The sequence below is a fragment of the Rhizobium sp. BK602 genome (genome assembly GCF_014195095.1).
Lineage (GTDB): Bacteria > Pseudomonadota > Alphaproteobacteria > Rhizobiales > Rhizobiaceae > Rhizobium.
On record NZ_JACIBC010000005.1, the window covers coordinates 231,181 to 254,562 of the forward strand.

The window sequence follows — 23,382 nt, forward strand, 5'->3', positions numbered from 1 at the left end:
AAGCACGCATAAGAGGAGGAACAAATGCCCCTGCCGAAACCCAATCTCTATCCGCCCTTCAACATCGTGCGCCTCAGCCATGTCGAATTCGGCGTCACCGATCTTGCCAAATCGCGCGCCTTCTATGTCGATACGCTCGGCCTGCAGGTAACCGACGAGACCGCGGATACGATCTATCTCCGGGCAATGGAGGAGCGCGGCCATCACTGCATCGTGCTCAAGAAATCCGACAAGGCCGAAGCCCGCGATCTCGGCTTCAAGGTGTTCAGCGACGAAGACCTCGACAAGGCGGCGCATTTCTTCAAGGGCAAGGGCCTGCCGGTCGAATGGGTCGAGCGTCCCTACCAGGCGCGGACCTTCCGCACCCGCGATCCGCACGGCATTCCCCTTGAATTCTATTCGAAGATGGATCGCCTGCCGCCGATCCATCAGAAATACGCCCTCTACAAGGGCGTGAAGCCGCTGCGCATAGACCATTTCAACTGCTTCTCGACCAATGTCGACGAGAGCGTCGCCTTCTATAACGAGCTCGGCTTCCGCGTCACGGAATATACCGAGGACGAGGAAACCGGCCGCCTCTGGGCCGCCTGGACACATCGCAAGGGCGGCGTCCACGACATCGCCTTCACCAATGGCCGCGGTCCGCGCCTGCACCACACCGCCTTCTGGGTGCCGACGCCGCTCAACATCATCGACCTGCTCGACCTGATGGCGACCACCGGCTGGGTTGCCAATATCGAGCGCGGTCCGGGACGTCACGGCATCTCCAACGCCTTCTTCCTCTATATCCTCGATCCCGATGGCCACCGTATCGAGATCTATTGCTCGGACTATCAGACGGTCGATCCCGATCTGGAGCCGATCAAGTGGGATCTCAAGGATCCGCAGCGCCAGACGCTTTGGGGTGCACCCGCTCCCAAATCCTGGTTCGAACATGGTAGCCTGTTTGCCGGTGCGGAAGTGGCCGAGCCCGACCTGAAGGCACAGCCGATTATCGCGCCTTAAGCGTTACCCTCGAGAGCGGTTGAAAGACGCCGCTCTCATCAACGTTCGCGAGGCGAGGAGGCAGTCATGCATTTGAAAGACGCAACATTGTTCCGGCAGGCCGCATTGGTCGGTGGCGAGTGGATCGAGGCCGATCCGTCCAATCCGATCAAGGTCGACAATCCGGCAACCGGCGAGATCATCGGCCTCGTTCCCAATCTCGGCGCTGCCGAGACCAAGAAGGCGATTGCCGCGGCCGAAGCCGCACAGAAGGAGTGGGCCGCCCGCATCGCCAAGGAACGCTCCGGTATCCTCAGGCGCTGGTTCGAGCTGATGATGGAAAATCAGGACGATCTCGGACGCATCCTGACGGCCGAACAGGGCAAGCCGCTGCCCGAAGCCAAGGGCGAGATCGCCTATGGCGCCAGCTTCGTCGAATGGTTTGCCGAGGAAGCCCGCCGCATCTATGGCGACATCATTCCCGGCCATCAGAAGGACAAGCGCATTCTGGTCATGAAGCAGCCGATCGGTGTCGTCGCGGCGATCACACCCTGGAACTTCCCGAATGCCATGATCACCCGCAAGGCCGGCCCGGCCTTCGCCGCCGGCTGCGCCATGGTGCTGAAGCCAGCCTCGCAGACGCCGTTTTCGGCGATTGCGATCGCGATCCTCGCCGAACGAGCCGGACTGCCCAAGGGCTTGTTCAGCGTATTGACGGGTTCCGCTCGCGCCATCGGCGGCGAGATGACCGCAAGCCCGGTGGTGCGCAAGCTCACCTTCACCGGCTCGACCGAAGTCGGAGCCGAGCTTTACAAGCAGAGCGCGCCGACCATCAAGAAGCTCGGCCTGGAGCTCGGCGGCAACGCGCCTTTCATTGTATTCGATGACGCTGATCTCGATGCCGCCGTCGAAGGCGCGCTGATCGCCAAATTCCGCAACAACGGCCAGACCTGCGTCTGCGCCAATCGTCTCTACGTGCAGGACGGCGTCTATGACGCCTTTGCCGAGAAGCTGGCCAAGGCCGTTGGATCGCTGAAAACCGGCAACGGTTTCGACGAAGGCATCAATCTCGGCCCGCTGATCGACGAGGCGGCCCTTGCCAAGGTCGAGGAGCATGTCGCCGACGCGCTCTCCAAGGGCGGCCGTGTCGTTGCCGGCGGGCATCGCCACCAACTTGGCGGACGCTTCTACGAGGCGACGGTGCTTGCCGACGTCACTCCATCCATGGCCGTTGCCAAGGAAGAGACCTTCGGGCCGGTGGCTCCCCTGTTCCGCTTCAAGGACGAGGCCGATGTCATCGCGCAGGCCAACGATACCGAGTTCGGCCTTGCCTCTTACTTCTATGCCAGGGACCTCGCCCGCGTCTTCCGCGTCGCCGAGGCGCTGGAATATGGCATGGTCGGCGTCAATACCGGCCTGATCTCGACGGCAGAAGCCCCCTTCGGTGGCGTCAAGCTCTCCGGTCTCGGCCGCGAGGGGTCCCGCTACGGCATCGAGGAGTTCACCGAAATCAAATATGTCTGCCTCGGCGGCGTCGTCTGAGGTCAGGGAAACTCGGTTGAATGGCACAACGCCGGAAAAATACGGTTCCAAACAGGGAATGAGACATGGATAGCGAAGAATTCCGTCAGTGGTCGCGAAAGGTTGCCGATTGGGGCGCCGATTATCGCGCGGGCCTGCGCGAGCGGCCCGTACGGGCGCAGACGAAGCCCGGCGACATCGCCCGGCAAATAGCCGATGCGGCGCCGGAAGCGGGCGAAGCCATGGAGGCGATCTTCGCCGATTTCGAGCGCATCATCCCGGATGGTCTGACGCACTGGCAGCATCCTCGTTTCTTCGCCTACTTCCCGGCCAATGCCGCGCCCGTCTCGGTGATCGCGGATTACCTCGTCACCTCCGTCGCCGCGCAGTGCATGCTGTGGCAGACCTCGCCGGCGGCGACGGAGCTTGAAACCCGCGTGGTCGACTGGCTCCGGCAAGCTATCGGACTTCCGGATGGTTTTGCCGGTGTCATCCAGGATTCCGCCTCCACCGCGACGCTCGCGGCCGTGCTGGTCATGCGCGAAAAGGCACTCGGCTGGAAGGGCAACAGCGAGGGGCTTTCGGCGCACAAGGCGGTGCGCGTCTATGCCTCGAAACAGGTGCACACCTCCATTGACCGGGCGATCTGGATAGCCGGCATCGGCGAGGCGAATCTCGTGCGCATTCCCACCAAGGGGCCGCTCAACGGGATGGACCCGGAAGCGCTGGATGCCGCGATCAAGGCCGACCTTGCCGCCGGCCATATTCCGGCCGGCGTCATTGCCTGCACCGGCGGCACCTCGATCGGCGCCTGCGATCCAATCCGCGCGGTTGCGGACGTCGTGAAGGCGCATGGGCTCTATCTGCATGTCGACGCCGCCTGGGCCGGCTCGGCGATGATCTGCCCGGAGTTCCGCGCGCTTTGGGAGGGTGTCGAGACGGCCGATTCCATCGTCTTCAACCCGCACAAGTGGCTCGGCGCCAATTTCGATTGCTCGGTACAGTTCATCCGCAGCCCCGAAGATCAGGTACGCACGCTCGCCATCCAGCCGGAATATCTGAAGACGCATGGCCATGACGGCATCATCAACTATTCCGAATGGTCCGTGCCACTCGGCCGTCGTTTTCGTGCCCTGAAACTCTGGTTCCTGATGCGCTATCATGGGCTCGAAGGACTGCGCGCCATGATCCGCAACCATGTGGCCTGGTCGGTGGAATTGGCTGGACGGATTGCGGCCGAACCGGATTTCGAGCTCGTCAGCGAGCCGGTGCTGTCGCTCTTCTCCTTCCGCCACAGAAGCAGCGGGGACGCCGACCGGCACAATATCGCGCTGGTCAACGCCATCAACGACGATGGCCGCATCTATCTGACGCAAACCCGCGTCGACGGGCATATCGCCATTCGATTCCAGGCAGGCCAGTTCGAGATGACCCGCGATGACGCCGAAACGGCCTTCGCCGTGATTACCGAGATCGCCCGCAGTCTGACATAGGAGACCATCGTGACCGTAAGGCCCCGCCTCGCCAGCTTTTCCCACCATGGCACTCTGAAATATGGTCTCGTCAAGACCGAAGGCGTCGTCGACCTCTCGGCCCGCCACGGCGCGACATGGCCGACCTTGCGCGAGGTGATCGAGGCCGGGCGGCTCGTCGAGCTTGTCGAGGAAGCCAATGATTTGCCGCCGGATTACGCGCTGAACGAGATCCGCTTCGAAATTCCCATTCCGTCGCCGGAAAAGATCATCTGCGTCGGGGTCAATTTCCCCGACCGCAACGAGGAATACAAGGATGGGCAGGCTGCCCCCTCCAACCCTTCCCTCTTCATCCGCTTTCCGCGTTCCTTCACCGGGCACGACCAGCCGCTGATCCGTCCGCCGGAAAGCCCGCAGCTCGATTATGAGGGCGAGATCGTCATCATAATCGGCAAGGGCGGCAGGCGGATCGCCGAAGCCGATGCCCTGTCCCATATCGCAGCCCTGTCGCTCTGCAACGAAGGCACGATCCGCGACTGGGTGCGCCATGCGAAATTCAACGTCACTCAGGGCAAGAATTTCGACCGCACCGGCGCGATCGGCCCCTGGCTGATCCCCTTCACGGATCCAGCGCAGCTCGAGGACATCACGCTCACGACCCGCGTCAACGGCGAGGTGCGCCAGAGCGATCGCACCAGCCGAATGATCTTCTCCTTCCGCAAGATCATCAACTACATCTCCACCTTCACCACGCTCGTTCCCGGCGACGTCATCGTCACGGGCACGCCGACTGGGGCCGGCGCCCGCTTCGATCCGCCGATCTGGCTGAAGCCCGGCGATGTCGTTGAAGTCGAAGCCGATGGCCTCGGCATCCTGAAAAACACCATCGCCGACGAGGTGCGCTGATGCTGTCGCATGACGAAATCCAGGCCGCGGCCGAAAGCCTCGATCGGGCCGAGAGGACACGCGTCCAGACCGGGCTGCTGTCGCTCAAGCACCCGCAAATGACCATGGACGATTCCTATGCCGTCCAGGGCGCCTGGGTGAAGAAGAAGATCGCAGCCGGCCGCAAGCCGATCGGCTGGAAGATCGGGCTGACGTCGAAGGCGATGCAATATGCCCTCAACATCAACATCCCCGATTCCGGCGTCCTCTTCGACGACATGGTGTTCGAGGACGGCGCGACCGTGCCGGCCGACCGCTTCATCCAGCCACGCATCGAGGCCGAGATTGCCTTCGTGATGAAGGCGCCGCTGAAGGGGCCGAATGTCTCGATCTTCGATGTGCTGAATGCCACCGACTATGTAACGCCAGCGCTCGAAATCCTCGACACGCGCATCCTTCGCGTCGATCCCGAGACGAAGAAGGCGCGCACCATCGTCGACACCATTTCCGACAACGCCGCCAATGCCGGCATCGTCACCGGTGGCCGCGCCGTGCGGCCCGGTGAGATCGACATGCGCTGGATGGGCGCGATCGTCAGCCGCAATGCCGAAGTGGAGGAAACCGGCCTCGGCGCCGGCGTGCTCAACCAGCCCGCACGCGGCATCGCCTGGCTTGCCAATCGGCTGTCGCAATATGGCGACGGCATCGAGGCCGGTCAGATCGTGCTGGCCGGCTCGTTCATCCGCCCGATCGAGGCACGGCACGGCGATACGATCCATGCCGATTTCGGTCCCTATGGATCGGTCAGCCTGTTCTTTGCATGAAGGAGTGAACCATGCCCGCGCCGAAAAATCTCTTCAAGCAGGCCCTGAAGGAAGGGCGGGCGCAGATCGGCCTCTGGCAGGCGCTCGCCAATCCATACACCGTCGAAATCTCGGCCGGAGCTGGTTACGACTGGCTGCTGCTCGACGCCGAGCATGCGCCGAACGACGTGCCGCTTCTCGTCTCGCAACTGCAGGCGATGAAAGGCACGGCCAGCCATGCGGTGATCCGCCCGCCAATCGGCGAAACCTGGATCATCAAGCAGATGCTCGATATCGGCGCCCAAACCCTGCTCATCCCGATGGTCGACAGCAAGGAGATGGCCGAGGCCATGGTCAAGGCGGTCAGATATCCGCCGCATGGTGTGAGGGGCGTCGGCGCGGCCCTTGCCCGCGCCTCCGCCTTCAACCGCATTCCCGATTACCTTCAGACGGCCAATGATGAAATCTGCCTGCTGCTGCAGGTCGAAAGCCGGGCTGGGCTCGCAGCGCTGGACGCCATCGCCTCGACCGAGGGCGTCGACGGCGTCTTCATCGGCCCTGCCGATCTTGCGGCCGACATGGGTTATCTCGGCAAACCCGGTGCGCCGGAAGTGCAGGCGGAGGTCGAGATTGCGCTTGCGAAGATCCAGTCACACGGCAAGGCAGCCGGCATTCTGATCGGCGATCTCTCGCTTGCCAAACGTTATCTCGAACTCGGCGCCACCTTCGTCGCGATCGGCAACGACGTCACCCTGCTTGCCAATGCGACGACCAAGCTCCTCGACGATTTCAACAAGGCGGACGCCGCCAAACCGCCGGCGGACGCAAAAGTCTACTGATTTTCAGAGACCGGCCTTCTTGGATATCGTCCAACCGGCTGTTGTCGATCATGCGGATCTTGCGCGCGGCGGGCTCAGTTACACACGCTCAGTCAAAACGGATTGCAGAGCTGGACGCGACGCCTCTCCATGTTTTGCGCGGCTGCATGCCTGATGCAGCTTATTCGTCGTCACCGATCGTGCCACCGAGCCCCAGCATCGCCAGCTCTTCCAGCATATCCAGTAACTGTTCCACGCGCTCCGGCCCGAAGCGCGCTCCGATGTCGGCATAGACTTTCCGGCTTTCCGGCATCACGTCCTCGATGACCGTGCGCGCGGCGGGCGTGATCCGCAACAGCACCCGCCGACCGTCGGTCTTGTCCTTATGCTTGGTAATGAAGCCGCGCTCCTCGAGCGAACGGATCATCCGCGTCAGGCTCGGTGCCAGGATCGAAGCCTTGTCCGCCACTTCGCTCGCATCCAGCGTTCCCGCTTCCGAAAGAACACGGATGACCCGCCACTGCTGCTCCGTGACATCATGCGCAGCGAGGATCGGCCGGAAATGGCTCATCACCGCTTCGCGAGCACGCAGAAGGCCAATCGTCAGGGATCGGCGCTGCTGCGATGACTGATCGGGTGATGGCATATTTGGTTCATCTTGCTGCCGATTCTTCATAAAGGTTCTATCGTGCATTTTTTTCGATCATACAATCATCGAATAGCAGATCGCCTCCAGGCAGGAGCTGGCGATCGACAGATCGCCGATGCCTTCAATGCTAGGCATCAAATCAACCCTATATTAGCTAGTTCCATGTTTATTTGCCTCACATGACACCCAAAGCCTCTTCCGAGCATGGCGGGCTGGCGGCGTTACTGCCGGCATTGGCGCTTCTCCTCGTCAGCGCATTGGGCATCGGCGCCATGACCTACGGCAATCCGGCGCCTGACGCACAGATGGCTGTCGTCGGCCCACCCTGGTGGACACAAGATCAGATGGTCTCCCTGATCGCCGCGGCCGGCGGGCGGGTGATCGCCGGCGGAACGCTGCCCAATATCATCATTGTGCGCCGCGCGCCTGAAGGCGAGCGGGCTCCGGATGAACCGGAAGATCTTTCTGCAGCGCTCTATGCCGCTGGCGCCTGGCTGGTGCTGGACGCGCCGGGGACGCGAAGCTGTCTTGGCCTTGCCGAAAATAATGGCAGGGAGGCCGCGTCATGAGCGAGATCGCCCGGCTGCGGGCCGGCTTCGGCCGTTTGCTCGTTCCCATTCTCTGGCTGCACGTTCCCCTCATTGCCGCCGTCGCGCTTTATGTCGGCAAGCCGGTTGTCATGCCGACCCTACTGGCGGGATTGCTGGCGGTCTCCACCCATCTGTGCTGGCATTTCAACGGCGCGGCGGCGATGACACGCTATCTGAGTTCGGTCGCCTTGATGGGCGAACCGGCATTGCTGGTCTATCTGACATCCGGCCTGAGCTGGCAGATGGACATGCATATGTACTTCTTCGCGGCTCTCGCGCTCATCATGGCATGGTGCGATGCGCGCAGCCTGTTGCTGGCGGCCGCAGCCATTACCCTGCATCATCTGGTGCTGAACTATACCGTGCCGGCGGCGGTCTTCGTCAATGATGCGGATATCGATCGCGTCTTGTTGCATGCAACCATCGTCGTCTTCCAGACGATGGTCCTGGTCTGGCTCAGCAACAAGCTGGTGAACGCCTTCGAACGCATCGAAAGCATGGGCCATGCCATTACCATGCAGAATGAGACGCTGGAGATCCGCACGCATGAGGCCGAGCAGGCCAATGCGGCGAAGAGCCTGTTTCTGGCCAATATGAGCCATGAGATCCGCACACCGATGAATGCGATCCTCGGCTTCAGCCATCTTCTCGGACGGACCGAGCTCACAGCCCGGCAGCATGATTATATCACCAAGATCCGCGGTGCCAGCGACCGCTTGCTGAGCCTGCTCAACGACATCCTGGACGTTTCCAAGATCGAAGCCGGCAAGCTGACGCTGGAGCGCGCGCCCTTCGATCCGCGCGCGATGATCGAGCGCACGATGGAAATCGTCACCCTGAAAGCGCAGGAGAAGGGCATTGCCTTGACCTGGCAGGTGGAGCCGGCAATTCCCGCCACGCTCTATGGCGACGAACTGCGCTTGAGCCAGGTCATACTGAACCTTGTCAGCAACGCGATAAAATTCACCAGTAGCGGTAACGTTTCGCTCGCTTTTGCCTTGCGCGAGCGGCGTGGCGATCACTGCGTCATCGAAGTCACGGTCCGCGACACCGGTCTCGGCATGTCGCCCGAGCAGGTCGCCAAGCTTTTCGAGAGCTTCGCTCAGGCCGACAGCTCCACCACGCGGCGTTTCGGCGGCACCGGACTGGGCCTTGCCATCAGCCGTCAGCTCATCACCCTGATGGATGGCGATATCACGGTGCAAAGCAAGGAAGGTCATGGCAGCACCTTCGTCTTTACCGTGATGCTGGATGAAGGCGAAGCGCCGACGCCGGAGATCGCCCCCGCGCCGGGAGTGCTCGGCAACCTGCGTGTGCTGGTCGTCGACGACAATGAAAGCGCTCGCGAGATCCTTCACGATTTCTGCGAGGCATGGTCGATCACGCCGGAAATGGTGGCATCCGCCGAAGAAGGGCTCGACGCCCTGCGTGGCGCTATCAAGCACCACCCCTTCGACCTGGTGCTGCTTGACTGGAAGATGCCGGGCATGAACGGCATGGAGACGATCGAGGTCATCCGCGACACGCTGCCGCGTGAACTTTGGCCACGCATCGTCATGATCTCCGCCTATGGGCAGGAGGAGGCAATCGGCGAAGCCGAAACGCTCGGTGTCGACGGATTTCTATCAAAACCGGTCAGCGCCTCCTCGCTGTTCGACATGCTGGCGCATATCTTCAACCACGCCGACGAAGCCATGGCGGGAAGCATCGTCGAAGGCGCCGCGATGATCGCGCCGGAACTGCGCGGCGCGCGGGTGCTGCTGGTCGAGGACAACGAGATCAATCTCGAACTGGCCCAGATCATCCTGACCGATGCCGGACTTGTCGTCGATACTGCCGAGAATGGCGTGGTGGCCGTACGCAAGGTGCTGCAGGCCGGCAACCGCTACGATGCGGTGCTCATGGATCTGCAGATGCCGGAGCTTGGCGGACTTGATGCTGCGCGCGAGATACGCGCGGGTCTGGCGGACAGCTCGCCGCCAATCATAGCCATGACCGCGCATGCCTACGAATCCGAACGCGAAAACTGCCTGGCGGCCGGCATGAGCGATCACATTCCCAAACCCGTCGACCCCGCGCAGATGATAGAGGTGCTCAACCGCTGGATCAGACTGCCATTGGTCGCGGCTGCCCAACCCGTCGTCGGCGCGGCGGCCGTACCCGAAGTCTCGGTCGACGGCGGGCTGCCACCTACGTTGCCGCCTTTCGATCTTGAGGCAGCCCTTGTCCGGGTGAACGGCAAGGAGGCGCTGCTGCGCAAATTGATCGTCGATTTCGGCCGGAAATTCGCCGATGTCGTGCCGACGCTCGCGCTGCATATCGACAATGGCGATTTCGAACAGGGACGCATCCTCGCCCATACGCTGAAAGGCGTTTCCGCTACTCTGGGACTGCGGGAGGTCGCAAGCCATGCGTCGATGCTGGAAGAGATGTTGGCGCGGGCGGCCCCCCTGCCCGACGCTTCACTGCTCACGACACTGGCCGAGGCGCTGAAACCGGCTTTCGCCGCCATTGCCAGCCTCACGCCATGCCCGATGCCGGCCCCCGTGGCGAGAGCGGATGTGGCAGTGGACATTCCCTCGGTGGCCGGCCTGGTCATCGAGCTGTACGACCTTCTCGAACATCGCCAGCAGCAGGCGCGGCGCGTGTTTGAATTGCTGGAGCAAGCGCTTGGCCGTCAAGCGGACGAGGAGAAATTCACGATCGTGCGCGAGGCGATTTCCGGCCTCGACTATACCAAAGCCGCCTCCGCGCTGAAGGAATGGTCAGCCGTCTTCCCGCAAAGACATAAGGAAATCTAGCCGCCGCCGTCAGATTGCGGTGAAGCCGTTGTCGACAAACAGATGGGCACCGTTCACGAAACGGGATTCATCGCTGGCAAGATAGAGCGCCGCCTGCGCCACATCCTCGGGTTCGCCGATGCGGCCCTGCTGGGCGGCGATGGCGGCCTCAGACACGTCGACGCCCAAAGCCTGGAGTTCGGAAACCTCCCGCAGACCATGCGGCGTCCGGATAAAGCCCGGGCACACGGCATTGCAGCGGATGTTGCGGTCGCGGAACTCGACGCCGATCGCGCGGGCAAACATATGAACGGCACCCTTCGTGGTGTCGTAGAGCACTTCCATCGGCGTTGCGGCCACGGCGGAAATCGACGAGGTGCAAACGATCGAGCCGCCGCCGGCCGCGATCATGCCCGGCAGCACCGCCCGCGTCATCAAAAACATGGAGCGGACATTGACGGCGTGCAGCCAGTCCCACTCCTGAACCGTCGTCTCCAGGAACGGCTTGATGACGATCGTTCCCGCGTGGTTGAACAGCACTGTGACCGGGCCGAATGCAGCTTCCACGCCCTTCACCGCTTCGGCTACGGCCGCTTCATCGGAAACATCCGCCACCCAATATGCAGCGACACCTCCGGCGTCGCGAATGTCCTTGACCGTTTGCGCAGCCGCGTCGCCGTTCCGGTCGATGATCGCAACCTTCGCCCCCTCCTGTGCGAACAATCGGGAGGCCGCCCCTCCCATGCCCGTCGCCCCGCCGGAAATGATTGCAATCTTGCCTTTCAGTCTGCCGGTCATGCCCCTGCCTCACCCATCATGATTGTCGCCATATTATCGCGGAGGTGACGATATCACCATTCCATCCGCAATCGCGCCAGGACGGAAGACATGATGCACACTTTTTTGAGGCGGCGAACAGACACCAGAATGGCCCTTCGGGCAGGTTAAGGACGCGACAAGGCTGGCAGACACAACGGAAAAATCAAGGTCGCGAAGGCTTTGCCGATCGCATGGCGATCGTGATCAGCCACAATCCGGCTTCAGTTCCCAGGCCCACAAACGAAAAAGCCTGCCGCGGGAGGAGGTGCGGCAGGCTTTTCGAAAAGAACCGAACAGCGACTGGGAGGAGGAGTGCCGCTGTTCCTACAGACGTCCCTGGGAGGAGGAGCGGGCCGTCTGAAACACGAAGCTTTGCGGGAGGAGGTGCATCGCTTCGATGGGTCTGATCATACACCAACCGATCGCAGTTCATATCGCTTATGCTGCACTGCAGCTATGCAGAAAACACAAGCCTGACGGCTCGGCGGCGAAAAATGAGGGCCAAACCAATCCCCGATGCGGGAGATCGACGCAAAAACGCCCGCGTCATCAGCGGGCGTCAAGCGGTCTTGGAAATGAAAGCGTGTAATCAGCGTGCGATCGATGCGCGGGCAACGCTGCGGATGTCGGCGCGGTCGATGCCGAGGTCCTGCAGTTCGCGGCTGGACATGCGGCCAAGTTCGTTAACGGTCTGACGGAACTTGCGCCAGTTGTTGAAAGAGCGTGCTACGTTCATGATAATCCCCTTTCCTGAGGGCTTATGACGTCAGCAACCTTGCTTGGCTCCGGCGTCGTTTCGATGGTTGGAATATAGTCGTTTCAATCGGTTTAAAACAGTGATAATCCCTCATTCCACCCATGCATAGGATGCATTGCTTCCGCACATTCTGAAAGAGATGACCGTTTTCTAGGCTTTCGATCCACCCAAACCGCCGCTTTCCAGACGTGAAGCATGCGGCCGTGCAGAAAGCCGTCCTTCCGCGGGCTTCCGAAAAAGAATGCGTGAAACGTCACTTGAGGGCCTTTTGCACAGCCCTGGGGCGAATCTCGGGCTGGACAAAGCCATTGTGGCGCGCGCTATAGTTCTTCTTACCATTTACAACAAGCATCTGTTCTTTGATCATAGCCAGCTTGTTGGGATCAGGAAATGAACGTGTCGCCGAATGCAAAAGTGCCTGAATGGATGCTCGAGCGCTGGCAGGCTCTGCTGTCCAGTCTGATCGAATTGGCGGCCGCCGATGCCGGTGGTATTTTGCGGGCGGGCGCAGGGGAGGCAAAGGTCCTCTGCAGCGTCGGCAATGACGACTTGCGGCGCGAACAGGCATTTCCAGCGCATCCCGGTGCCTTTCCCGCCGAAGTCTTGAAGCGAGCCACGGTCGTGGAGATTCTGGGCGCCGTTCAAAGCAGCCCGCCGCTCGACAGCTTCGGCGGCGACCAAAGCACCATTTCCTATCTCGGAATGCCCATCTTCTGGCCGGATGGCTCGGCATTCGGCGTGATCGACATCTATAACCGCAAGGCCATTCGATATTCCGACGCGCACCGGCGCCTGATGATCCAGTTCAGGGATTGCATCGAAGAGCATCTCATTCTCATTTGGGAATATGCGGCCGGTCACGGCGGTCTTTCAGCCCTCGCCCGCCGCAGCGATGAGGCTCTCCGCGTCAGCGAGGAACGCTTTCGGCTGCTGGTCGAAAACGCGCTGGACGACTTTTTCCTCCACGACGACAAGGGCCGTTTCCTCGACGTCAATCAACGCGCCTGCAAAAGCCTCGGCTATTCGCGCGAAGAGCTTCTGCAGATGTCGGTGATCGATGTTTCGACGGACCTCACGCAGGCCGAAAAGGAAACGATCTGGAATCGAATGCAGCCTGGTACGGCTGTTACAGTCTATTCGCATCACCGACGCAAGGACGGCAGCACCTTTCCCGTCGAGATCCGGGTTTCCTGTCATTTCATCAACGGACAAAAGCTGTTTCTCGGTCTCGTTCGCGATATTACGGAGCGCGTCGAGGCGGAACAGGCACTGCAGCGGCTGATCGCCGAACGCGAGCAGAAAGTGGCGGAGCGCACGCGACAGCTGCGCCGCACCGCCGGGATGCTTCAGGCTGTGATGGACGATGCCAGCGACGCGATTTTCCTGAAGGATATCGAGGGTCGTTTTCTATTGTTCAACCGCGCGGCGGAAAGGATATCGGGACACCAGGCCTGTCATGTCGTGGGCAAAACCGCCACGGATCTATTTGGCGACGAAACGGGAAACAAGACCCGAGAACTGGAAGCGCGGATCCTCGAAAGCGGCGAGGTTTCGACCGACGAGGAAACTCTGCCAACGGCCGGCGGGCTTCGCACCTTTCTCGTGACACGCTGTCCGCGTCGGGACGAAAAAGGCCAGATCGTCGGCATTATCGGAATTTCGCGCGATATCACCGATCGTAAAGCGACGGAGACGCTGCTGCGGAGCGAACGCGACCGCCTGACACTGGCAGCGGAAGTCGGCGGTCTTGGCGTGTGGGACTACAATATCGACACCGACACGCTTTATTGCGATCCGCGCTGGTATCGGATCATGGGACGCGACCCCAATGTACCTGTTACATCACTTGAGGATTTCAAACGACAGGTTCATCCGGATGATGTTGCGCATGCCACCTCATTGGAATTGACAGCCCTGAAGGAATTGGCTGCGGGCAATCGACAACACGGTAATATTTTCCGGATTGTCCGGCCCGATCGCCAAATCCGCTGGCTGCGCTCGACCGCATGCTTGATCGAGGGGGAAGCTGGCGCGCCAAGTCGTGCACTGGGTGTTATCATGGACGTTACCGAAACACATCCTCAAGGTGGCGCTGACAAGAGTTTGGCTCATGCGGTCATCGCGCGATAGCGGCCTAAACGGCGGCCTATTTTTCTGCCCACTGTAAAAGGATACGCATTTCGTCGAACTGACTTCCGGTCGGCATCGTCATCATTGGCCATATAGCAGGTGCTGGATACACAGAACTTGACCAAGTCATGCGGTTTGACCGGCTTATCGGCTTCACATTCGAAAACATCGCTCACGGTTGCGGGTTCGACGTCGATCTCATCAAGTATCATTGCGCGGAACACCACGACCGCCTCCCCGTCGATGCGGGTTCATCCGAGGTGGGTCGGCTTGCGAAAGTGAGGTCTGTGTCCTGGCAGATCTTCCCGTGCCTGCTCGCACAATGTCAGAACTCCTCCCACTCGCCTGCGGAAGATGCATGCCCGCCGGCAGACGCGACCTTGGGCAAGGCGGTGCGCCGGGTGACGGGAGGATGATACGGTTGTTCGGCCATGACGCGCGCGGTTTGCCGAAGCGCAGCCGATGTCACCGTCGGGACCGATTGGAGGCGGAACTGCAAGACGAGTTCGCGCAATTTGGCCGCTTCATGGGCAAGGCTCGTCGATGCAGCGGTCGACTGCTCGACCATCGCGGCGTTCTGCTGCGTCGTCTGGTCCATCGCATTGACCGCCGTATTGACTTCGGCAAGCCCGCTCGACTGCTCTTTCGCGGAGGTGGCGATCGCATCCATATGCTGATTGATGCCGGCAATGCGCTCGCCGATCTCCTTCAGCGCCAGGCCGGTTTCGCGAACGAGCTTCACGCCGTTATCGACTTCCGCCGACGACGCGTTGATCAGCGCCTTGATCTCCTTTGCCGCACTTGCCGACCGCTGGGCGAGTTCCCGGACCTCCTGGGCAACGACGGCGAAACCCTTGCCGGCTTCGCCGGCGCGGGCGGCCTCGACACCGGCATTCAACGCCAGCAGATTGGTCTGGAAGGCGATGTCATCGATCACGCTGATGATGTTCGAGATCTGCTGCGAGGATGTCTCGATCCGTTGCATGGCTTCTTCGGTGCGGCTGACGACCTCCGTCGATTTTGCCGCACTCACATTGGCCTCGGCGGCGACAGAGCGCGCCTCTTCCGTACGCTTGCTGGAGTTCAACACATTTGCGGTGATCTCGTCGAGCGCCGCAGCGGTTTCCTCCAGCGAAGCCGCCTGCTGTTCTGTGCGGCGTGAGAGGTCGCTGGCGCCGGAAGAGATTTCCTGCGTGCCGTTGTCCATCGTCGAAATGCTGATGGAAATCGCACCCATCGTGTCGCCAAGCTGCTTGACCGACAGATTGAAGTCGTGACGAAGCTCTTCAAAATCCGCCGCGAATGCCTCGTCGAGCTGGAAGGCAAGATCTCCGGACGCCAGCCGCTTCAGCCCGGCCGCAAGGCCCGAGGTCGCGACGCGCAGGCGCTCGGCCGCATTGGCCTCCGCGCTCTCCTGGGCAGCGATCCGATCCGCTTCGGCTTGGCGGCGTCCGTCTTCCGCCTCCACTTCGAACTGCTTGTTGGCGATCGCCGCCTTGCGGAACACTTCCACCGCGGAGGCCATCGTTCCTATTTCATCCCTGCGCCCTATGCCGGTGCAAGCGAAATCCGTCTGGCCCTCAGCGAGGTGAGACATGTCGGCGGAGAGGGCAAGGATCGGCTTGGTTACCGTCCTGCGGAAAACCAGGTAGAGACCGACGGCGAAGAGGACGGTGAGCCCGAGCAGGGTCCTGAGCAGCGTTTCGATAATGGCGGTGGTCGCGGCACTCTGCGTGGAGATCTGTTCCGAAGCTTTCTGTATCTGATCGCCAGCCTCCTCCATCGCCGTTTCCAGCGCGGAAAACTGCTGCATGAAATCGGGGAGAGCCTTCATGGCACCGGACGGATCTTTTTCGGCTTGATCGATGATCTTGGTGGCGCTCTGCATATAGGCGAGCAGCGGCGGCTCGACCCCGGCGAGCACCTTCTGGATCGCCGGATCGGTGGCGAGCGACCGATTGGCGGCGATCATCTCCCGGAACGAGCCTTCGTGTTCGGAAAGATCCGCCTTAACGCTATCGAAACCGATGCCGGCGGCCGGGTTCGATGCCAGCAGGGCGGCCAGCACATCCGCGCGAAGCGCATCATGCATCATATCCGCCTGCATGTGATTGCGCAGGATCTGTGCCGACCGCGTTACATCCGCGGCATTCGCCGTCAATGTCGATGCGGACCATATGCCGACGCCTGTCGCGCCGCCCGCAATGGCAAAGATTGCTACGCTCGCAATAATGATTTTCTGTTGAATCGACGCCATGTCTAAAAAGGTCTCCACCTCAATGGGAAAATGATAGACAAACATATTTAACGTTCCGTCAAATCTCGTTCTTCGACTGACGAAATACTAAAATTCTACCGGTATTGTTGGTAGTTTTATCTCGAACAACCCACGCGTGCCCGAAGGAAAGGCTGGAGTTAACCGCAACACTATTGCCAGCAAAATTACCAGTTCATGACCGCATATGAACTTACATCCAAATCTCGGGCCGGCGCGGTCCGGACGGTCAGCATCCGATGCCAATCGACGACATCGAACGGGTTCAGCGTGATCACTGTGAAGGCTGCTGAACACGGATCTCTTCGAAATGATGATTATCGACGTCAAGGGACAGACCGATGCGGGCGGGGTTGCAATCGACCTGTAAAAGGCTTCGGGTCGTGGGTGGTTGATGTCCGATCCGGACGGGGTGCCAGCAGCTCGACGAATGATTTGGATCCGGCCGCCGACAAAGTTACAGATGAGCAAGCGGCATTGTCTGAAAATTAGGTAGACAGTGCTTGTATTGACTCTGTATTTCACTGAGCTGAAAATAGCTGGTCGCTAACGAGGACATACTGATGGCTGACAAAAACAATGGGGAAACGGCTGCTGTTATTGCAGGCGCCGATACCAAAGCAAATGCACAGGCGGCGAAACGACAGAAATCTCCACGGCGCCAGAAAGCGGTTGCCGAGTTGGTTCAGCCAGCCGTCAAGACGGCAACCGCAAAACCCTCGAATGCGAAGTCCAAAAGGCATAGCGCAACCGAGAGGCACGAGAAGCTCAAGCTGATAGAAGCGCAAGTCTCCGAAAGCATAAGCACGCTCAAGGATGCCATCAAAAACGCCGGCATATCTGAAAAAACCTATTATCTATGGAAGCAGGCCGTAAAGTCGGTCGCTCCGAGGAAAGATAAGCCTGCTGTAACCAGCCCTGCCGCGATTGGTGACGAGCTGAGCGATCTCGTTCAGCTGGAAAAGGAAAACCAGAGACTACGCAAAGTCCTGGCGGAGAAGCTGCGCGCGGAAAATGCCGAGCTGCGCAAGAAGCTTGGGCTGAACTGATCAAGCGTCAGAATTGCGTATGCGGCCAGCCCCTTGCGAGATCCTGGGGCCGGCTGCTGCGGTCTGTCGGGACGCGAAGGGCGTCATAGCCTCTCGCGTCGGTTAGTTGCCACATGCCAGAAGACGTTATACTCGTCCGCTACCAAACCGCCGTTACGCCGACCGGCTCAGGCTTCCATCGATTGCTTAAGGTCAAGTTTATATGAAAACGCCACGGCGGAGCTTCGTTGTCGAAATCAAATCGAAGCGACGGGCCTCAAAGACGCTGACAAAATCGATTTGGGGCGATGCAGACCTCAAGGCTCTGGCCCAGGAAGTCGATGATAAAGCGCCCCATCTCTCCAATTCCAATAGCGTAGCGAGCCGACCCGAGGCGAGCAGCGCTATGCCGCCCAATCTCCTGAATGTGAATTCAGCCGGCGAAAAGCCCGATGAGCCCGGTCTTGTGCAAGCAACACCATCTCCGGCCGGCGGAGCAGAGACGGACGCGCCGCAACAGCAGCAGATCGCACCGACCGCCGCTCGAATTCGCGCCAAGCGCGCGCCTGTCCGCAGGACTGCAAAAGCGGAACTTCGCAAGGATAAGGATGCGCGATCCGAGACGATCGGGATCGTGATTTCCCTGGATGAAATGGCGGTTCTCGACGCGGAAAACAAACGCCTCAAGGAATTGCTGGCTGAACGGCTGCGCGCGGAGAACTTACAGCTGAAGAAAATGCTCGAGCGGTTCGCTGCCGCCTGAAAGGGCCGCGTCAGCTGATTTATCGTTCGTAAATGCAGAGCAATTGCTTTCTTGAGATGCGCTGCTCTGAAGGATAGCCGAACGCATTGTTGGTGTATTCGATGCTGTCGATGACGACGTCGCGATTGACATGGCTGTGACCATAGACATGCAGATGCCTGTCCGCCTGTAATTGACGGATCTGCCGATCCAGGGCAGCGCTTCCCAAAACCGGATAGACATAACGGTAACGCATGGGAATCTGCTCGGGCATCAGGTCGATACGCGGGACAAAATGCGAAAATGAAATCACCACGTCATTCTGTACCGACAGCACGGGCTGATTGAGGCGCAGAAAATGCGCGGTGATATCCGCCACGCTCATCTTGTCGGGCCAGAGGCACGCACGAAAATCGACCCAGCTTCGCAGCAGCTGCTCATTCGGCAAGCCGAAAGAATAATCATACCAGCCGAGCAATGGGACGATCGACAAAGGCCCGTCGTGATAGGCCTCGGTGCAAATCTGATGCTCCTTCGCGAGTTGCCCCAGCGAACGAAACTTATCGAAGGACGTCATGCCCTGGTTGCGGCTTACCCACAGGTCGTGATTGCCGGGAACAAAACACACTTTCAGGAACTTGCGCTGCAATGAAATAAAGCACCATTCGATCAGCCTTGTCTCATTCGATATGTCGCCCGCCAGGATCAGGATGTCGGATCGATAATCGACATCGGACAAGTTTAAGAGCCAATGCCGGTTTTCTTCATAATCCAGATGGATATCGGACACTGCAAAAACGCGCATCGCTCCTATCGCTCGCTCTCTGTCAGGCTGTTCAAGATCTATGGCTTCTCATGCGCCGGCCGTTGGATACGCCTCCTGATTTCCGATTTGAAAGAGCGTCACGACCTTTTTGTTTTCGAGGACCGTGAACCGTCCGGAAAAAACGGACCCCGCCGTGAAAACGGGTCCGAGCGGCTGATTGATTTTGAACAGAACACGCCCCTCTTCCCAATCGATCCGGGTCAGAGAAATGGCCGGGAAATCGAAATAGAATTTAACGTGAGGATAGGCCGCTTTAAAGAAGCTCTCCTTCATTGAGAAAATCAGCGTGAAGGCGATGTCGGGCCGCTCAGATTGCGCGAGCAGAAACATTTCGTTCTGGTTCACCACGACCTTCTGAATATTGTTCCTCGTCTCCTCGCTGACGGGATCTTCAACGTCGAGACCGAGAGCGAAGAGATTGTCGGCTTTCGCCGTTACCGCCATGGCATAGGCGTGGCAGTGACTGATCGACCCGACGATCCCTGTCGGCCATACCGGGCAACGTCCCTCACCGATGCCGATAAAACTGTCCGACACTCCCCAGGCTCGCAGTGACTGATGGGCGCAATAGCGCCCGGCAATGAACTCGGATTTCCGCTTCACCACTGCATTTTGGATCAATGCACCATAGCCGGCGTTCAGACGGGGGATCAATGCGTCGGAATAATGATCGACATCGAAATCGGCCTGAAAGACGGAGAGTGCACCATTGTCAAACCACGAAACCGGCTTGGCATTGGAAAGAAATCTGTCCATTGAGCACTTCCTGAACACCAGACATGGCACACACGTCCCTTTGATCCGGACGGATGAACAGTGATTAGTTTGAAACGGGAATGAAAGCCATAAGGTATCGCTCGATATCGCGCCCTCGATATTGATCCCGGGATTGACGAGAAGACCGAAATTGCGACAGATGGCAACCCCACGAGCCCCTTCCGACGGGGTGACCTGGCATCGGAAATGCAACGGCGTAATCGCATAGCGAGGGAGAAACAATCATCATGGGCAAGCTTCCCGATATGATAAAACACCGCGGCTTTCCATCCGGCATGCCAGGGACAGGCGTTCAATTCACCATTCGCCGCGCCAATCCCAAGGGCGTGACGCCGATCAAGCAGCTACCCCGCCGTGCGCGCCCGGGAACCCAGGAACACCGGATCGATGCGGCCTTCCTGCACGCGCTCTGGCACTATTTCGGCGCCGAGCCCTTCGAGCGCGGTAACCTGGACGCAGCCCGCCTGAACCTGCTCTTCGGACGCGAAGTGGTCGCCGTGGACAAGAATTTCGATCCGATCTCCTATGAAGCCATGCTGGTGATCAACGAGAAAGTGGCGCGCGACAGTTTTCCCGAGTCGTTCGAAGACGTGATGGAGGTCTGACGAAGCGCTCCGGCTAACGCAGCGGGAATTGCGGCGGCTCACCATCTCGAAGGGCGCTCAGCCGCGCCGGGCCGCCTCGATCGCCGCGACGTCGATCCTCTGCATGGTCATCATCGCGTCGAAGGCGCGCTTTGCCTGATCGCCACCCGCGGCAAGCGCTTCGGTCAGCACCCGCGGGGTGATCTGCCAGGAGAGACCCCATTTGTCCTTGCACCAGCCGCAGTCACTTTCCTTGCCGCCATTGCCGACGATGGCGTTCCAGTAGCGGTCAGTCTCCTCCTGATCCTCCGTCGCGATCTGAAATGAGAAAGCTTCATTGTGCTTGAAGATGGGGCCGCCATTCAAGCCGATGCAGGAAACACCCGCAACGGTGAACTCGATCACCAGCACGTCTCCCTGCTTGCCTTCCGGATAGTCCCCCGGCGCGCGAATGATGGCGCCCACAGCGCTGTCGGGAAAGGTTTCCGCGTAGAACCGGGCAGCGGCCTCGGCGTCCTTGTCGTACCAGAGACAGATCGTGTTCTTTGCCATATGCATGTCCTCCCGCTCTGCTTTTCCTCTTCCTGAAGTAAGGCGACGATCATCTTTCTCCAGCCCTCTCGGGTTTCTCCAGCCCTCTCGGGTCAGCTTCCGGGCCGCATCATTGCAGCGGATATTCGGTCAGCGCGCATGATCACCACGCGGAAACCAGGGAAGACCGACAGAAATGAAGAAGGCACGGGGGAACGATTCAGCCCGGCCGGCAGGCCACAGACAATGGTGACGGCCGTTTCGATCGCCAGCATGCCCGGAAAAGCTGATCCGTCCGGATGCGAAAATCAGATATAATAATCTATAGATTTAATAGAAAAAGAACAACTGGTCTTTCTCCTGCCGCTCGAAGCCGTCTAGGCTTTTGTCATGATCTCCTTGTCAAACAGCGCGGGACCGCATCATGACCGTAGAATTCATCAGCGCCAGCTATGCGAACGCCTCGATCTATGCGCGCGGTGCGTCGGCGGCACTGGTCGGCTCTCCGCAGACCATCGCGGATTCCATTCTCGATCATGCTGACCTTGGCGCCGATCTCATCTCGGTCCGTGGCGACGACAAGCTCAATGACGCCATCGATGACGGACGTGACGTGCTGCCGCCGATGCGCGCAACGCCCGACCGCGCCAGATGAAAACACACACAACGGCAGCGACCTGCGCCGCCGCAAATACAAGACACAACCCGAACATCAGGATTTCTTCATGACCGAACGCTTGTCCCTGCTTTCCCTTTCCCGGCGCCGTCTGCTGATCACCACCTCGGCGGTGGCAACCACGGCCCTGGTGGCGATAACGGGTCTGACGCCGGTACAGGGTGCCGACAGCCCGCGCGATGGTGGCGAGATCACCTTCCTCATCGACTCGCTCGGTGATACCTGGATACCCAACAACAGCGCGATTTCCAGCTTTCAGGGCCATATCTGGGGCCATGTGACCGACAAGCTCCTCTATGTCGATGCCGACGGCAAGGTCAGCCCCTGGATCGCCGAGAGCTGGGAGCAGAACGACACCGCCACCGAGTTCACCCTCCACCTCAAGAAGGGCGTGACCTTCTCCGACGGCACGCCGCTCGATGCTGCGGCCGTCGTCGCCAATCTCGATATCTGGTATGCCGGCCGCAAGAGCGAGGGCATCAACCCGATCGGTCTTTTCCCGAAAACCTACGACCATGCCGAGGCGGTTGACGCGACCACGGTGAAGGTCTTCTTCAAGAAGCCGACACTCGGCTTCATCCCGACCCTCGGCTACCACGGCTCGATCCTGATCTCACCCAAGACCCTCGCGCAGCCGGCAGCGCAGCAGGCCGATCTCAGCAAGACCTCCGGCAGCGGCCCCTATGTAGTCGATTCCTGGAAAGAGGGCGACTTCGTCAAGCTCACCAAGCGCAAGGACTACAACTGGGGTCCCCAGGCGGTCGGTCATACCGGTCCGGCCTATCTCGACACCATTACCTACAAGCTGGTGTCCGAGCCGTCGCTGCGGGTCTCGGCCGTTCAATCTGGACAGGCCGATGTTGCCTACAACGCCTCTCCGCAGGAGCTGGAATCTCTCAAGGCAGACGGTTTCACCGTGGCGACACCACGCTATCTCGGTTTCGTCAACGGCTGGGCGATCAACACCAAGCTCGCGCCATATGACGATGTGAAGGTGCGCCAGGCCCTCCAGGCCGGCATCAACCGACAGGAAATCATCGATACCGTCTATACGCCCGACTGGAAGCTCGCGACATCCTTCATCCAGAGCAACGTGCCGGGAGCGACCGATCAAAGCGCCCTGCTCGCCTACAACCCCGACAAGGCCGAGAAGCTTCTCGACGAGGCGGGATGGGCCAAGGGCGCCGACGGCATCCGCGCGAAGAACGGCAAGCAACTGTCGCTGATCCTGAATTCCAATCCCTATCTCGCAACCTCGAAAGCGATCGACGAATTGATCGCCCAGCAGCTCGGCAAGATCGGCTGGAAGGTCGATATCCGGGCCTATGACGTCGTGACATACGGTCAGAAGGTGAAGTATGGCGGTCCGGCCGTGCCGGCCTACGAGGTGACGCGCAGCTTCATCGACGCCGGCACCGTCGCCAGCATCCTGACGAACGCTAACAACGGCGAGAACTGGTTCGCCCTCGACGAACGCGACACGACGCTCAACGAACTTCGCGACAAGATCGCCGGTGCCGGTTCCATCGAAAGCCGCAAACCGCTGCTGGACGAATTGCAGAAATACGTTCTCGACCAGGGCTACTTCATTCCGCGCACGCAGATCGTCCAGCGGATCTATGCCCAATCTCCCAAGCTGACGGGCGTCGTCTACAACGGCGTCGCCTATGCCAGCTACTACACGGCGACGAAGAGCGAGTAATCCGCAATGCGACCGAGCAACGCGAGACGGTGA

21 protein-coding genes and 1 pseudogene are annotated in these 23,382 nt (G+C 60.1%); 14 read left to right on the forward strand and 8 right to left on the reverse strand.

The window, feature by feature from the left end:
- Nucleotides 1–24 precede the first annotated feature (24 nt).
- The 6 genes from hpaD (at nt 25) to hpaI (ending at nt 6,504) form a co-directional block, all read left to right on the forward strand.
- Complete coding sequence (gene hpaD, locus FHX11_RS17735; RefSeq protein ID WP_184358977.1) at nt 25–1,005, forward strand: 3,4-dihydroxyphenylacetate 2,3-dioxygenase; 981 nt, start codon at nt 25–27, stop codon at nt 1,003–1,005.
- A gap of 66 nt (nt 1,006–1,071) precedes the next feature.
- Nucleotides 1,072–2,526, forward strand: coding sequence for an NADP-dependent succinate-semialdehyde dehydrogenase (gene gabD, locus FHX11_RS17740; RefSeq protein WP_184358978.1), 1,455 nt, complete (start codon nt 1,072–1,074; stop codon nt 2,524–2,526).
- Nucleotides 2,527–2,591: 65 nt separating this feature from the next.
- Nucleotides 2,592–3,998 (forward strand): pyridoxal-dependent decarboxylase, encoded by a 1,407-nt coding sequence (locus tag FHX11_RS17745; RefSeq protein WP_184358979.1) that lies wholly within the window; start codon nt 2,592–2,594, stop codon nt 3,996–3,998.
- Between the two features lie 9 nt (nt 3,999–4,007).
- The gene (locus FHX11_RS17750; protein ID WP_184358980.1) at nt 4,008–4,883 is read left to right on the forward strand and encodes a fumarylacetoacetate hydrolase family protein; all 876 of its coding nucleotides are present in this window, start codon (nt 4,008–4,010) and stop codon (nt 4,881–4,883) included.
- Nucleotides 4,883–5,686, forward strand: a complete 804-nt coding sequence (gene hpaH / locus FHX11_RS17755) for a 2-oxo-hept-4-ene-1,7-dioate hydratase (protein ID WP_184358981.1) — start codon at nt 4,883–4,885, stop codon at nt 5,684–5,686. The genes FHX11_RS17750 and hpaH overlap by 1 nt, the downstream gene beginning before the upstream one ends.
- An 11-nt stretch (nt 5,687–5,697) precedes the next feature.
- Entirely contained in the window at nt 5,698–6,504 is an 807-nt protein-coding gene (hpaI, locus tag FHX11_RS17760) for a 4-hydroxy-2-oxoheptanedioate aldolase (protein WP_184358982.1), read from the forward strand.
- Between the two features lie 160 nt (nt 6,505–6,664).
- Here hpaI and hpaR read toward each other — a convergent pair whose 3' ends face one another.
- Nucleotides 6,665–7,177: a homoprotocatechuate degradation operon regulator HpaR gene (gene hpaR, locus FHX11_RS17765; protein WP_184358983.1), complete on the reverse strand. Its 513-nt coding sequence runs from the start codon at nt 7,175–7,177 to the stop codon at nt 6,665–6,667.
- Nucleotides 7,178–7,311: 134 nt separating this feature from the next.
- Between hpaR and FHX11_RS17770 the strand changes: the two genes are divergently transcribed.
- Together FHX11_RS17770 and FHX11_RS17775 are read left to right on the forward strand one after the other, a co-directional pair.
- The gene (locus FHX11_RS17770; protein ID WP_184358984.1) at nt 7,312–7,701 is read left to right on the forward strand and encodes a hypothetical protein; all 390 of its coding nucleotides are present in this window, start codon (nt 7,312–7,314) and stop codon (nt 7,699–7,701) included.
- Complete coding sequence (locus FHX11_RS17775; RefSeq protein WP_184358985.1) at nt 7,698–10,523, forward strand: response regulator; 2,826 nt, start codon at nt 7,698–7,700, stop codon at nt 10,521–10,523. Before FHX11_RS17770 ends, FHX11_RS17775 begins: the two co-directional genes overlap by 4 nt.
- A 9-nt stretch (nt 10,524–10,532) precedes the next feature.
- Here FHX11_RS17775 and FHX11_RS17780 read toward each other — a convergent pair whose 3' ends face one another.
- A complete protein-coding gene (locus tag FHX11_RS17780) occupies nt 10,533–11,300 on the reverse strand; it encodes an SDR family oxidoreductase (protein WP_184358986.1) in 768 nt (255 codons plus the stop codon).
- 610 nt (nt 11,301–11,910) lie between these two features.
- On the reverse strand, nt 11,911–12,057 hold the full coding sequence (locus tag FHX11_RS17785) for a DUF1127 domain-containing protein (protein ID WP_080739486.1): 147 nt from the start codon (nt 12,055–12,057) through the stop codon (nt 11,911–11,913).
- Nucleotides 12,058–12,468: 411 nt separating this feature from the next.
- On the opposite strand from FHX11_RS17785, the gene FHX11_RS17790 reads away from it, so the two are divergent.
- Nucleotides 12,469–14,208 carry a PAS domain S-box protein gene (locus FHX11_RS17790; RefSeq protein WP_184358987.1) on the forward strand — a complete coding sequence of 580 codons (1,740 nt, stop codon included), beginning with the start codon at nt 12,469–12,471 and terminating at the stop codon, nt 14,206–14,208.
- Here the strand turns inward: FHX11_RS17790 and FHX11_RS17795 are convergent.
- Both FHX11_RS17795 and FHX11_RS17800 read right to left on the reverse strand, forming a co-directional pair.
- Nucleotides 14,187–14,435, reverse strand: a complete 249-nt coding sequence (locus FHX11_RS17795; protein WP_184359481.1) for a hypothetical protein — start codon at nt 14,433–14,435, stop codon at nt 14,187–14,189. The genes FHX11_RS17790 and FHX11_RS17795 overlap by 22 nt on opposite strands.
- A 98-nt stretch (nt 14,436–14,533) precedes the next feature.
- Nucleotides 14,534–16,465, reverse strand: coding sequence for a methyl-accepting chemotaxis protein (locus FHX11_RS17800; protein WP_184358988.1), 1,932 nt, complete (start codon nt 16,463–16,465; stop codon nt 14,534–14,536).
- A 581-nt stretch (nt 16,466–17,046) separates the two neighbouring features.
- Between FHX11_RS17800 and FHX11_RS17805 the strand changes: the two genes are divergently transcribed.
- Nucleotides 17,047–17,532, forward strand: coding sequence for a transposase (locus FHX11_RS17805; RefSeq protein WP_184358989.1), 486 nt, complete (start codon nt 17,047–17,049; stop codon nt 17,530–17,532).
- A 202-nt stretch (nt 17,533–17,734) separates the two neighbouring features.
- A complete protein-coding gene (locus FHX11_RS17810) occupies nt 17,735–18,274 on the forward strand; it encodes a hypothetical protein (RefSeq protein WP_184358990.1) in 540 nt (179 codons plus the stop codon).
- 19 nt (nt 18,275–18,293) lie between these two features.
- Here the strand turns inward: FHX11_RS17810 and FHX11_RS17815 are convergent, their stop codons facing one another.
- Both FHX11_RS17815 and FHX11_RS17820 read right to left on the reverse strand, forming a co-directional pair.
- Entirely contained in the window at nt 18,294–19,058 is a 765-nt protein-coding gene (locus tag FHX11_RS17815) for a metallophosphoesterase (protein WP_184358991.1), read from the reverse strand.
- Nucleotides 19,059–19,106: 48 nt separating this feature from the next.
- Nucleotides 19,107–19,835, reverse strand: coding sequence for a 4'-phosphopantetheinyl transferase superfamily protein (locus FHX11_RS17820; RefSeq protein WP_184358992.1), 729 nt, complete (start codon nt 19,833–19,835; stop codon nt 19,107–19,109).
- 248 nt (nt 19,836–20,083) lie between these two features.
- Here FHX11_RS17820 and FHX11_RS17825 point away from each other — a divergent pair, with 248 nt between their 5' ends.
- Complete coding sequence (locus FHX11_RS17825; protein WP_184358993.1) at nt 20,084–20,461, forward strand: hypothetical protein; 378 nt, start codon at nt 20,084–20,086, stop codon at nt 20,459–20,461.
- 57 nt (nt 20,462–20,518) lie between these two features.
- Here the strand turns inward: FHX11_RS17825 and FHX11_RS17830 are convergent, their stop codons facing one another.
- Nucleotides 20,519–20,992, reverse strand: coding sequence for a VOC family protein (locus tag FHX11_RS17830; RefSeq protein ID WP_184358994.1), 474 nt, complete (start codon nt 20,990–20,992; stop codon nt 20,519–20,521).
- A 418-nt stretch (nt 20,993–21,410) separates the two neighbouring features.
- Here FHX11_RS17830 and FHX11_RS17840 point away from each other — a divergent pair.
- Nucleotides 21,411–21,626: pseudogene (locus FHX11_RS17840) on the forward strand (hypothetical protein); the annotation flags it as partial.
- 70 nt (nt 21,627–21,696) lie between these two features.
- On the forward strand, nt 21,697–23,349 hold the full coding sequence (locus FHX11_RS17845) for an ABC transporter substrate-binding protein (RefSeq protein ID WP_184358996.1): 1,653 nt from the start codon (nt 21,697–21,699) through the stop codon (nt 23,347–23,349).
- Nucleotides 23,350–23,382: the final 33 nt, after the last annotated feature.

Bases quoted from the DNA above. Each gene is read 5' to 3' on its own strand.
- hpaD (WP_184358977.1), top strand. From the start codon at position 25: ATGCCCCTGCCGAAACCCAATCTCTATCCGCCCTTCAACATCGTGCGC.
- gabD (WP_184358978.1), top strand. From the start codon at position 1,072: ATGCATTTGAAAGACGCAACATTGTTCCGGCAGGCCGCATTGGTCGGT.
- FHX11_RS17745 (WP_184358979.1), top strand. From the start codon at position 2,592: ATGGATAGCGAAGAATTCCGTCAGTGGTCGCGAAAGGTTGCCGATTGG.
- hpaH (WP_184358981.1), top strand. From the start codon at position 4,883: ATGCTGTCGCATGACGAAATCCAGGCCGCGGCCGAAAGCCTCGATCGG.
- hpaI (WP_184358982.1), top strand. From the start codon at position 5,698: ATGCCCGCGCCGAAAAATCTCTTCAAGCAGGCCCTGAAGGAAGGGCGG.
- hpaR (WP_184358983.1), bottom strand. From the start codon at position 7,177: ATGCACGATAGAACCTTTATGAAGAATCGGCAGCAAGATGAACCAAAT.
- FHX11_RS17770 (WP_184358984.1), top strand. From the start codon at position 7,312: ATGACACCCAAAGCCTCTTCCGAGCATGGCGGGCTGGCGGCGTTACTG.
- FHX11_RS17775 (WP_184358985.1), top strand. From the start codon at position 7,698: ATGAGCGAGATCGCCCGGCTGCGGGCCGGCTTCGGCCGTTTGCTCGTT.
- FHX11_RS17780 (WP_184358986.1), bottom strand. From the start codon at position 11,300: ATGACCGGCAGACTGAAAGGCAAGATTGCAATCATTTCCGGCGGGGCG.
- FHX11_RS17785 (WP_080739486.1), bottom strand. From the start codon at position 12,057: ATGAACGTAGCACGCTCTTTCAACAACTGGCGCAAGTTCCGTCAGACC.
- FHX11_RS17790 (WP_184358987.1), top strand. From the start codon at position 12,469: ATGAACGTGTCGCCGAATGCAAAAGTGCCTGAATGGATGCTCGAGCGC.
- FHX11_RS17800 (WP_184358988.1), bottom strand. From the start codon at position 16,465: ATGGCGTCGATTCAACAGAAAATCATTATTGCGAGCGTAGCAATCTTT.
- FHX11_RS17805 (WP_184358989.1), top strand. From the start codon at position 17,047: ATGGCTGACAAAAACAATGGGGAAACGGCTGCTGTTATTGCAGGCGCC.
- FHX11_RS17810 (WP_184358990.1), top strand. From the start codon at position 17,735: ATGAAAACGCCACGGCGGAGCTTCGTTGTCGAAATCAAATCGAAGCGA.
- FHX11_RS17815 (WP_184358991.1), bottom strand. From the start codon at position 19,058: ATGCGCGTTTTTGCAGTGTCCGATATCCATCTGGATTATGAAGAAAAC.
- FHX11_RS17820 (WP_184358992.1), bottom strand. From the start codon at position 19,835: ATGGACAGATTTCTTTCCAATGCCAAGCCGGTTTCGTGGTTTGACAAT.
- FHX11_RS17825 (WP_184358993.1), top strand. From the start codon at position 20,084: ATGGGCAAGCTTCCCGATATGATAAAACACCGCGGCTTTCCATCCGGC.
- FHX11_RS17830 (WP_184358994.1), bottom strand. From the start codon at position 20,992: ATGGCAAAGAACACGATCTGTCTCTGGTACGACAAGGACGCCGAGGCC.
- FHX11_RS17845 (WP_184358996.1), top strand. From the start codon at position 21,697: ATGACCGAACGCTTGTCCCTGCTTTCCCTTTCCCGGCGCCGTCTGCTG.